The organism is Aeromonas sp. 1HA1 (assembly GCF_029237385.1).
Taxonomy (GTDB): domain Bacteria; phylum Pseudomonadota; class Gammaproteobacteria; order Enterobacterales; family Aeromonadaceae; genus Aeromonas; species Aeromonas popoffii.
Map to the genome: position 1 here is coordinate 1 of NZ_JAACGC010000099.1, position 10820 is coordinate 10820.

The 10820-nt window shown below is 61.9% G+C and carries 9 protein-coding genes and 1 pseudogene; 8 read left to right on the forward strand and 2 right to left on the reverse strand.

Features of this window, described 5'->3' with window-relative positions; translation table 11 throughout:
- Nucleotides 1-179: 179 nt before the first annotated feature.
- The gene (locus GWQ22_RS19710) at nt 180-1010 is read right to left on the reverse strand and encodes a UTRA domain-containing protein (RefSeq protein WP_275931385.1); all 831 of its coding nucleotides are present in this window, start codon (nt 1008-1010) and stop codon (nt 180-182) included.
- Nucleotides 1011-1193: 183 nt separating this feature from the next.
- Between GWQ22_RS19710 and GWQ22_RS19715 the strand changes: the two genes are divergently transcribed.
- The 6 genes from GWQ22_RS19715 to GWQ22_RS19740 all read left to right on the forward strand — a co-directional run bounded on the left by GWQ22_RS19715 (nt 1194) and on the right by GWQ22_RS19740 (nt 6566).
- Nucleotides 1194-2240 carry an ABC transporter substrate-binding protein gene (locus GWQ22_RS19715; RefSeq protein ID WP_275931386.1) on the forward strand — a complete coding sequence of 349 codons (1047 nt, stop codon included), beginning with the start codon at nt 1194-1196 and terminating at the stop codon, nt 2238-2240.
- 9 nt (nt 2241-2249) lie between these two features.
- Nucleotides 2250-3083 (forward strand): alkaline phosphatase family protein, encoded by an 834-nt coding sequence (locus tag GWQ22_RS19720; protein WP_275931387.1) that lies wholly within the window; start codon nt 2250-2252, stop codon nt 3081-3083.
- The gene (locus GWQ22_RS19725) at nt 3083-3982 is read left to right on the forward strand and encodes an ABC transporter permease subunit (RefSeq protein WP_275931388.1); all 900 of its coding nucleotides are present in this window, start codon (nt 3083-3085) and stop codon (nt 3980-3982) included. The genes GWQ22_RS19720 and GWQ22_RS19725 overlap by 1 nt, the downstream gene beginning before the upstream one ends.
- 68 nt (nt 3983-4050) lie before the next feature.
- Nucleotides 4051-4827: an ABC transporter permease subunit gene (locus GWQ22_RS19730; protein ID WP_275931389.1), complete on the forward strand. Its 777-nt coding sequence runs from the start codon at nt 4051-4053 to the stop codon at nt 4825-4827.
- Nucleotides 4828-4833: 6 nt separating this feature from the next.
- The gene (locus GWQ22_RS19735; RefSeq protein ID WP_275931390.1) at nt 4834-5841 is read left to right on the forward strand and encodes an ABC transporter ATP-binding protein; all 1008 of its coding nucleotides are present in this window, start codon (nt 4834-4836) and stop codon (nt 5839-5841) included.
- A 65-nt stretch (nt 5842-5906) separates the two neighbouring features.
- Entirely contained in the window at nt 5907-6566 is a 660-nt protein-coding gene (locus tag GWQ22_RS19740) for an HAD family hydrolase (protein ID WP_275931391.1), read from the forward strand.
- A gap of 60 nt (nt 6567-6626) precedes the next feature.
- Here GWQ22_RS19740 and GWQ22_RS19745 read toward each other — a convergent pair whose 3' ends face one another.
- On the reverse strand, nt 6627-8192 hold the full coding sequence (locus GWQ22_RS19745) for a sensor domain-containing diguanylate cyclase (RefSeq protein ID WP_275931392.1): 1566 nt from the start codon (nt 8190-8192) through the stop codon (nt 6627-6629).
- 109 nt (nt 8193-8301) lie between these two features.
- Between GWQ22_RS19745 and GWQ22_RS19750 the strand changes: the two are divergent.
- A pseudogene (locus GWQ22_RS19750) lies at nt 8302-8744 on the forward strand (DUF2214 family protein).
- A gap of 193 nt (nt 8745-8937) precedes the next feature.
- Nucleotides 8938-10386 carry a catalase gene (locus GWQ22_RS19755; protein WP_275931394.1) on the forward strand — a complete coding sequence of 483 codons (1449 nt, stop codon included), beginning with the start codon at nt 8938-8940 and terminating at the stop codon, nt 10384-10386.
- Nucleotides 10387-10820: the final 434 nt, after the last annotated feature.

The following is a 10820-nucleotide window of genomic DNA, read 5'->3' on the forward strand; positions in this document are numbered from 1 at the left end:
ATTGGCGAGGCCGATACCCTGGAAAAGCTCGAAGCCCTGCTGCCATGGAACGTCCCGCTGGAGCCGATTGCAAAAAAAGTGGCGCAATACGGTAAAGGCAAGTAGGTCGATTTAACGGCGCTTACACTGATCACGGCGGATCCTGCGGGATCCGCGTCTGCTCGTGAGCCTGAGCGTGGCTACTCTGCCAGTTGCACGGGCTGCGCTTTGGCGATGATGGGTTGCAACGCCCGGGTATCGAGACAGATGCGGATGGCATCTGGCCGCCAGTGTTCGATATCACAATCCACCAGCCCCCCTCGCTCGTCATAGTTGACCCGTACCAGCCGCAGCACGGCACTCCCCTCCGCCAGATTGAGAGCGCGGGCGATGGCGCCCCGTGCTGCCGAGGGGGTGATCTCCATACTCGCCCCGCCCTGGCCTATGCCATAACGCTGCTGATAGAGCTCGGTGAGGGAGCTGGCCAGCGGCGCACTGGCGATATCGGGAAAGCGGCTGGCCAGCAGGTGGTGGCTGACATGGAGCACAGGTCGCCCATCGATCAGCCGCAGGCGACGGATTTCATAGAGCGGGGTGAAGGGATCCAGCCCCATCCAACGGCACAGTTCGCTGCTGGCAAGCTCGCTGCCGTGGGCCAGCACCCGGGTTTCGGCGGTGCGTTGCTGCTCGCCGATCCATTGGTGAAAGTGGGTGTGGATGGCAGGATCGTAGGTGAGGCGAGGCGGTGCCACGAACCAGCCACGCCGCTCGGCCCGGTAGATGAGGCCGTCTGCTTCGAGGCTGGAGAGCGCCTCCTTGATGGTGATGCGGGTGGTGGCGAAGCGCTCGCTCAGCGCCCGTTCGGCGGGCAGCTGCTGCCCCGCCACCAGCTGGCCGCTGCCGATATAGCGGCGCAGGGTCTGGCAAATCTGTTCGCACTTGGAGGAGGAGCGGCCATCGGCCATTCTCTGTTCGTTCAATATCTGCTCGCTCAATCTCGGCTCGGTCACACTCATATCCCTGTTGGTCATTCCGGTTTGCACCCGCCTGGAGTAGACCAGCGGCTGTCGACCCTGAGTTGTAACCGTTCCGGATGACAGCGGCGTGACAGGGCGATTGTCATCAAACTGCCATCAAAGCGCCCCGCCACCGTCATATTTCCCCTCTAGCATCCCTCTCGAACCTTAACTGACCTAGTCCAGAAGGATGGGATAATGAAAAGCGTGATCGCAAGTGCACTGGCCCTGGTGGCCATCAGCCAACCACTGTTTGCCGCCGAAAATATCGCGGATCTCGAAAAGGCCGCCCGTGGCGAAGGCCAGCTCAGCAGTATCGGCATGCCCGACAGCTGGGCCAACTGGAAGGATACCTGGCAACAGCTGGGCAGCATCTACGGCATCAAGCATCAGGATACCGACATGAGCTCGGCGCAGGAGATCGCCAAGTTTGCCGCCGAGAAGGCCAATGCCACCGCCGATATCGGTGACGTGGGCGGCGCCTTCGGTCCGGTGGCGGTCAAGCAGGGGGTCACTCAGCCCTACAAACCCTCCACCTGGGCAGACATTCCCAACTGGGCCAAGGATGCGGACGGTCACTGGATGCTGGCCTATACCGGCACCATCGCCTTCCTGATCAACAAGGATCTGGTCAAGGCAGCCCCCACCAGCTGGCAATCCCTGCTGGGTGGTGACTACAAGGTGACGCTGGGTGATGTGGGTGTCGCCTCCCAGGCCAACAACGGCGTGCTGGCGGCGGCCTATGCCACCGGCGGCAGCGAGAAGAACCTCAAGCCCGCGCTGGAGCTGTTCGGCCAGCTGGCCAAGCAGGGTCGTCTGTCGCTGAATGACCCGACCATCGCCAATATCGAGAAGGGCGAAGTGGAAGTGGGTGTGCTGTGGGACTTCAACGCCCTCAACTACCGCGACCAGATTGACCCCAATAAGTTTGAGGTAGTGATCCCGAGCGACGGCTCCGTCATCGCCGGTTATACCACCATCATCAACAAGTGGGCCAAGAACCCCAACGCCGCCAAGCTGGCGCGGGAATACATCCTCTCCGATGCCGGTCAAATCAACCTGGCCCGTGGCTATGCCCGCCCCATCCGCAGCAACGTGACCCTGCCGGATGACGTGAAGGCCAAGCTGCTGCCAGCCGAGCAGTATGCCAATGCCAAGCCGGTCAGCGACCATGCTGCCTGGGAGCAGAGCTCCAAAGCCCTGCCGCGCCAGTGGCAAGAAACCGTCATGATCAACATGCAGTAAGGGAATCCAGTGCAACACAAGGTGATAGTGGTACTTGTGGATGGTCTGGCAGCCGAGGTAGCCCACACCATGGGCTACCTCGGTGGCATGGTGGAGGCGAAGCACGGCTTGTATACGACCCTGAGCTGTGCCCTGCCCTCCCTCTCCCGACCGCTCTACGAGTGCATCCTGACCGGCGTGCCGCCGGTGGCAAGCGGCATCACCCACAACGGGGTGAGTCGCCTGAGCCAGCACGACGCCATCTTCCATCTGGCCCGCGCCGCGGGTAAACGCACCGCAGCGGCGGCCTATTACTGGGTGAGCGAACTCTACAACCGCAGCCCCTGGCTGGCGCTGCGAGATCGTTACACCCATGACGAGCAGTTGCCGATCCAGCACGGCTGCTTCTACTGGGATGACGCCTACCCCGACAGCCATCTGCTGATGGATGGCGAGTGGCTCAGAACCCAACATGATCCCGACTTTCTGCTGATCCACCCGATGGGGGTGGATGACGCTGGCCACCAGTTTGGCCTCGATTCGCGCCAGTACCGCAATCAGGCGCGCCGGATGGACAGCCTGCTGGCCGATCTGCTGCCCCAGTGGCTAGCAGAGGGGTATCAGGTGGTGATCACCTCGGATCACGGTATGAACAACGACTTAAGCCACGGCGGCACCCTGCCCGAGGAGCGCACCGTGCCGCTCTGGCTGTTTGGCGATGCCTTTATCGAACACTGGCCGGATGGCGTTGTTATCGCCCAGACCCAACTTTGCGCCCTGATGGCCGACTTGCTGGGCGTTCCCCACGATAAACCGGTTGCTCCCCCGCTGCTCAAGGCGGCCTTTATGCGTGAGGTGCACTGATGATGCCCGCCACCACCGAGATCCTGCTGGATCAACCCGTGGTAACCCGGCGCCGGGTGCGCCGTCACTGGCTGCCCGCGCTGGTATTGCTGCCGTTTATCCTGCTGATGATCCTGTTCCAGCTCGCCCCCATGGTGTGGGTGCTGGTGGGCAGCTTTCAGACCCCCGATGGCTGGGGCCTCGACTACTACCGGGAGATCCTGAGCTCCCCCTTCTATCTGCAATCCTTCGCCAACTCGTTGCGGATCGCCGGTATCGCCAGTCTGACGGGGCTTGCCATCGGCACCCTGGGTGCGGCGGCGCTGCGCCACAGCGGCGAGCGGGTCAAACGGCTGCTGCTGGCGTTTGTCACCATGACCGGCAACTTCAGCGGGGTGCCGCTGGCGTTCGCCTTCATCATCATTCTCGGCATCAACGGCGCCGTTACCCTGCTGTTGAAATCCTGGGGCTGGATCGACGGCTTCAACCTCTACTCGGGGTCGGGCCTCATCCTCATCTACACCTACTTCCAGATCCCGCTCGCCTTGCTGCTGCTCTATCCGGCGTTCGATGCCTTGCAGGATGAGTGGCCGCAGGCTGCGGCACTGCTGGGGGCGAGCAAGCGTCAGTATGTGTGGCACGTGGCGCTGCCGGTGCTCACGCCCGCCCTGCTCGGCACCCTGATCATCCTGTTTGCCAACGCAGTGGGTGCCTATGCCTCCGCCTACGCCCTCACCACCGGCAACTTCAATCTGGTGACTATCAGGGTGGCCAGTCTGGTCTCCGGCGACATCTTCCTCGAGCCCAATATGGCGGCGGCGCTGGCGGTGATCCTGATGGTGCTGCTGGGGGTGGTGACGGCTGCCAACCAGTGGTTGCTGAAAAAGAGCTATGTGAACAAGGGGCAGTCCCATGCATGACCTGACACCCTGTACTGGATTGAACAAGCTGGGTGCAGCTGGTCTTCATCCTGGCGGGAGACGACAAGATGCATGATTTGACACCGCGCTGGCCAAAGTGGGTGCTGGGGGCGCTGGTCGCCACCCTGCTGCTGCCGCTGCTGGCCACCTTCCTCTATTCCATCTCCACCCGCTGGGGGGCGACCATGCTGCCGGATGGCTTCACCCTCGACTGGTATCTGAAGCTGTTGGGCGATCCGCGCTTTCTCGCGGCGTTTGGCCGCAGCCTGCTGGTCTGCTTCGCCACTCTGCTGCTGGGGACCCTGGTGCTGGTGCCCACCGTGTTGGTGGTGGCCTACTACTTCCCCAAGCTGGATCCCTGGATGAACCTGCTGATCCTGCTCCCCTTTGCGGTGCCGCCCGTGGTCTCCTCGGTGGGACTGCTGCAGATCTACGCCGACGGCCCCCTGCCCATCGTCGGCACGCCGTGGATCCTGATCGGCACCTGGTTCACCGTGGTGCTCCCTTTTATGTACCGGGCGCTGGCCAACAGCCTGCAAGGGGTGCCGCTCAAGGACCTGATGGATGCTGCCCACCTGCTGGGAGCGAGCAGTCGCCGCGCCTTCCTGTTGGTGGTGATCCCTTGCCTGCGCAAGGGATTGCTGGCGGCGCTGTTTCTCTCGCTCTCCTTCCTGCTCGGCGAGTTCGTGTTTGCCAACATGCTGGTAGGCACCCGTTACGAGACCCTGCAGGTCTACCTCTACAACATGCGCGCCACCTCGGGCCATTTCACCAGTGCGCTGGTGATGAGCTACTTCCTGCTGACCCTGCTGCTCACCTTGGCGGCCAACAGATTTCATCGGTGATCCAAGATGTTTCATTTAGAAGTCAATCAACTGCACAAATCCTACGGCGATACCCCGGTGTTCGAGGGGATCGAATTCGGCATTCGCAAGGGGGAGCTGGTGACCCTGCTCGGCCCCTCCGGCTGCGGCAAGTCCACCCTGCTGCGGGCATTGGCCGGGCTCACCCAGGTGGATGGCGGTCAGGTGCGGGTGGCCGGTGAAGACATTACCTGGCAGGCGCCCCAGAAACGGGGCATCGGCATGGTGTTCCAGAGCTATGCGCTGTTCCCCAACATGACGGTGTGGGACAACGTCGCCTTCGGCCTCAAGATGAAGCCCCAGCCGGGGCGGGAGCTGGCGGCCAGCGTGCAGGAAGCGCTGGAGCTGGTGGAGCTGACCGGCTTCGAGCGCCGCTATCCGGGTGAGCTCTCTGGCGGCCAGCGCCAGCGGGTGGCGCTGGCGCGGGCTTTGGTGGTGCGGCCAAGGATCCTCTTGCTGGACGAGCCGCTCTCCGCGCTGGATGCCCGCATCCGCCGCAGCCTGCGCCAGCAGATCCGCGAGATCCAGCAGCGCCTTGAGCTCACCACCATCTTCGTGACCCACGATCAGGAGGAGGCGCTCACCCTGTCGGATCGGATCTTCCTGATGAACAAGGGAGCCATCGTGCAGAGCGGCACGCCGGAGCAGATCTACACCCGCCCTGCCAGCGAGTTTGTGGCGAGCTTTATCGGCAACTACAACCTGCTTGGCGCCGAGCAGGGCAAGTCGCTGTTCGGCCCCCATTTTCAGGGCAAGCTGGCGTTGCGCCCAGAATCCATCACCCTGCTGCCCGCAGGGGCGACCAGCAGCGAGCCCAGCCTGCCCGGCATAGTGAGTCAGCAACAGCTGCTCGGCAACGTCATCCGCTATCAGGTGGCGTGCGAGGCGGGGCTGTTGACGGTGGATTGCCTCAACCGCTCTGCCGGCGATCTGCTGGCAACCGGCAGCGCCGTGACCCTGGTGGTGGCCCGGGATCAGCTGTGTGAGGTAGCATAAAGCCATGTATCCCATTCTGTTTTCGACCGGCATCATGATGCCGGTCACCAACCCAAGGAGCCGTCATGGCACTGGCACTGTTTGATCTGGATGAGACCCTGATTGCCGGGGATTCCGCCAGCCTCTGGCTGGAGTACATGGTGGCCCAGGAGCAGGCCCCGGCGGACATGATTGCCGAAGAGCAGGCCATGATGTCCCTCTACCATCAGGGCAAGATGGACATGCACCAGTACATGGCCTTCACCCTGCAGCCGCTGGCAGGCAAGTCACGTCAGTGGCTCAGCCAACAGTGCCACCGCTTCGCCGAGCAGGTGCTGCGGGCGCGGATCTACCCCGAGGGGTTGGCGCGCATCGAGTGGCACCGCAAGCAAGGGGACGAGCTGGTGCTGATCTCGGCCTCCGGCGAACATCTGGTGGCGCCCATGGCGCAGATGCTGGGGATGGATCACTGCGTTGCCATCCTGCTCGATGAGGAGGCGGGGATGCTGACCGGCCAGACTCGCGGCACCCTGAGTTTTCGGGAGGGCAAGGTGGCCCGCATCCACCAGCTCTTCGCCGGAGACGACAACCTCTGGCAGGGGAGCTTTGGTTACAGCGACTCCCACAACGACCTGCCACTGCTGCGGGCGGTGAGCCATCCTCATGCGGTCAACCCGGCTCCCAGCCTGCGTCAGATCGCCGCCGAACACGACTGGCCCACCCTGGACTGGCAACTGAACGGCTAAATGAAGAAGAGGCCCTCGGGCCTCTTCTTTACTCAACCGCCAGCCTGTTGGCAAGATCCCCTATCCGGCCACAAGTTCCTGCGGGGTGCCCAGATAGATGCGGTTCTTGCCATCACGCTTGGCGCGATAGACCTCGGCATCCGCCACCTCCAGCAGCGTCTTGCCGTGCGTCACTCCATGGCTGGCCACCAGCCCGCCACTCAAGGTGATTTTGAGGCCAGGCTCGCGCCAGTCCAGTGACTCCACCGCCTTGCGGAACTGCTCCAGCAGCAGCAGGCAGAAGTGGGGGTCCGGGTTGACCATCAGCACCACCAGCTCCTCCCCGCCGTAACGGCAGACCCAGCCATGATCCCCCAACAGCAGCCGGGCCAGCTGAGCCACCCGCTTGAGCACCACGTCTCCGGTCTGGTGGCCATAGTTGTCATTGACCTGCTTGAAGTCATCGAGATCGACCATGGCCAGGCAGAAGGGCAGCTGTTCAAGCTGCAATCGGGTCAGGCGTTCGTCAAAGAAACGGCGGTTGTAGAGCGCAGTGAGCTTGTCCAGATTGGCCTGCTGGCGGGCCTCGTGATAATCCTTGCTCGCCTCGGCCAGCTCGGCGTAAACGTGCTTGAGCTCCCGCATCCCGCCTTGGGGCACATCATCGGGTTGAGTCCGGCTGGCCCGAATCATGGAAGCGATCTCGTCAAGCATGCGGCGAAAGTTGCGGGACCACACCAGCGCCAGCACGAGATAGAGCACACAGGCCAGCACCACCATCAGTTGCACGTTGAGGGAAACCCTGTTGATCGCGGCCTGGACACTGGCCGCCGGTTGCACGCTGATCAGCACCCAGTCGTGCTCAGGCAACTTGCTGTAGGCCACAAACAGCTGGGAAGCCTTGTCCAGGAAGATGCCATCCCCCTGATTGAAGCGGGAGAGCCACTGGGGATGGGCCATCGGCTTGAGCAACTGAGCGGGATCCGGGTGCACCAGCACCTTGCCGGACTGATTGACGATCATCTGGTAACCGTTGTCCGCCTGGCGGTTCAGCTGGGCCGAGAATGGTGCCAGGATGGCATCGACCGCAAACACCCCCTGCACCTTGCCGCTGGCATCGGTCAGCGCCCGCGCCAGGGCGATCACCAGATTGCCATTGGTGTAGTCATAGTAGGGCTCGGTCCAGACCATCTTGCCCAAATGCTGGCTGGCCAGCTGATACCAGGGGCGCACCCTGGGATCAAAATTGGCATCCGCCTCCCACTGGGGATAGATCAGCATCTGGCGCTCGGCCGTGCCGACATAGATATAGAGCAGGTCGGCCATCATCCCTTTGTAGAGCTGCCATGTCTTCAGATAACTCTCGGTATTGTGCAGGTGTGGGCCGCTGATATCTTCCACCTTCACATGGTCGTAGATAAGCGTAAACTGCCGTTCCATCTCCTGGAGATAGGGCTCGATGAAGACGTGACGCAACTGGTGATTGGTGGCGAGCAGACGCTGCTGCAACTCGTTTTGCAGGCTGCGTTCCATGTGCAGATAGTAGATGCCGCCCAGCATCAGTACGGGAATGAACAACAGCAACAACCCCAGCCGCATCCGGGCAACCAGAGACCAGGCTTTCTTGGGGACAACACGCTTATCCAACCCTGACTCCTGCTACCGTCAGACACGAGGTAGTGTCAGAATATCAGCACCACGGGATGGCGTCCAAAAGGAAGCGGGTTATGTGCTCAACAAGAGGTAAGCGACACAGATGTTGAACCCTGACCTGCTGATGGCGCTGCACTATTGCGCCGTGATTATCCTGACCGGGGCCATCACCTCCGAGTATTTTCTGTTCCGGCGCGGCATGTCCATCGAACAGGTACGCAAGCTGCTGCTGGCCGACGGCCTGGCGGCGCTGGCCCTGCTGCTCATCTTCATCACGGGCGTGTTGCTGGTGCTCGCCCACTCCGAACAGCCCGCCGTACTGCTCGCCAACCCCGGTTATCGCACCAAGCTGCTGCTGTTTTGCCTGATGGTCATCAGCTTTGGCTATCCCAGCCACCTCTTCTATCGCTGGCGCCGCTCCCTGCGTCATGGTCGGGCCCCCATGGTCTCCATCCAGCAGAGCAGTTCTGGGTGATCTGGATCCTGCGCGGCAACCTCTTGCTGCTCGCCCTCATCCCCTTGCTGGCCACACTCGCCAGCAGTTGAAGGCGACGTTTATTCAGCCGCTATAAGGATTAATCCCCTCTGCACGACCTGCTGCTGCTGACCAAACTCGCGAGCGCTAAAGACAAATCCCCCCGCACCCATTTGTCTTGCCTATCAAAGGGCTAGGAAAAGCCCATTGGCCCATCACAGCGCAGATCCGTAGGCTGGCCCCATATCAACAAGGAGAGAAGCCATGACTGACAAGACCCTGCACAGCGCCAACGGCGCCCCCGTCGTCGACAACAACAACAGCCTCACCGCCGGCCCGCGCGGCCCAGTCCTGATGCAAGATATCTGGTTGATGGAAAAGTTGGCTCATTTCGATCGGGAACGGATCCCGGAGCGGGTGGTTCACGCCAAGGGCTCGGGCGCTTATGGCACCTTTACCGTGACCCACGACATCAGCCAATTCAGCAAGGCCGACCTGTTCAACACCATCGGCAAGCAGACCCCGGTCTTCCTGCGCTTCTCTACCGTGGCCGGTGAGAAGGGTGCCGCCGATGCCGAGCGGGACGTACGCGGCTTCGCCCTCAAGTTCTACACCGAGCAGGGCAACTGGGATCTGGTGGGCAACAACACGCCGGTCTTCTTCATCCGCGATCCGCTGAAATTCCCCGACTTCATCCACACCCAGAAGCGGGATCCGCGCACCAACCTGCGCAGCGCCACCGCCGCCTGGGACTTCTGGTCCCGCCATCCGGAATCCCTGCATCAGGTCACCATACTGTTCAGCGATCGTGGCATTCCCAAGAGCCTGCGGGAGATGAACGGCTACGGCAGCCACACCTTCAGCTTTATCAACGATGCCAACGAGCGCTTCTGGGTCAAGTTCCACTTCAAGACCGAGCAGGGCCACAGCTTCTATACCGATGAAGAGGCGGCCAATGTCGTTGGACAGGATCGGGAGACCAGCCAGGCGGATCTGTTCAATGCCATCGAGCAGGGCGACTTCCCGCGCTGGAAGGTTTATGTGCAGGTGATGCCGGAGGCCGATGCCCAGACTTACAACATCCACCCGTTCGACCTCACCAAGGTGTGGCCGCACAGCGACTACCCGCTGATCCCGGTCGGCGTGCTGGAGCTTAACCAGAACCCGGACAACTACTTCGCCCACGTGGAGCAGGCCGCCTTCACCCCGGCCAACGTAGTGCCCGGTATCGGCTTCTCGCCGGATCGTATGTTGCAGGGACGACTCTTCTCCTACGGTGACACCCAGCGCTATCGCCTCGGCGTCAACCACGGCCTGCTGCCGGTCAACGCCCCACGCTGCCCGTTCCATCACGGTGCCCATCGTGATGGTGCAATGCGAGCGGACAGCAATGGCGGCGCCAGCCCCAACTATCAGCCGAACCGTTTCGGCACCCAGCAGCCGAGCGAGCAGCACGAACCGGCACTGAGTCTGGAAGGGGCCGCCCTGCACTACGACTTTCGTGACTACGACAGCGACTACTACAGCCAGCCGGGCAAGCTGTTCCGTATCATGGACGAGGGGCAGCGCTCACGGCTCGCCGCCAACCTGGCGCGCTCCCTCATCAATGTGGAGGATGACGCCATCGTCGCGGCCCAGCTCAAGCACTTCGAGCAGGCCGACCCCGAGTACGCCAAGCGGATCGAACTGGCACTGGCCGCCCTGCAACGCTAGGCCATGATCTGACAGGTAAAAGACAGCAAAACAAAACGGGGGCCTTTCGGCCCCCGTTGTGATGCAGCTAAGGGTAATAAACGCAAAAATGGAGCACGAGGCTCCGTTTTTCAATGCAGTATCAATCCCTGACGGAACGCGATTCGCGCTCTTCCCGCTCCCTTGCCAACAAGCGTTTGTACCACCCGTTACGGCAACCAAGCTGTGCATTGGAAGAGCACCGCCGAGTTCCATCTGCGGTGATAAATACAAAACGGAGCCCGAGGCTCCGTTTTTCAATACGTTATCAATCCCGGACGGAACGCGATTCGCGCTCTTCCCGCTCCCTTGCCAACAAGCGTTTGTACCACCCGTTACGGCAACCAAGCTGTGCATTGGAAGAGCACCGCCGAGTTCCATCTGCGGTGATAAATACAAAACGGAGCCCGAGGCTC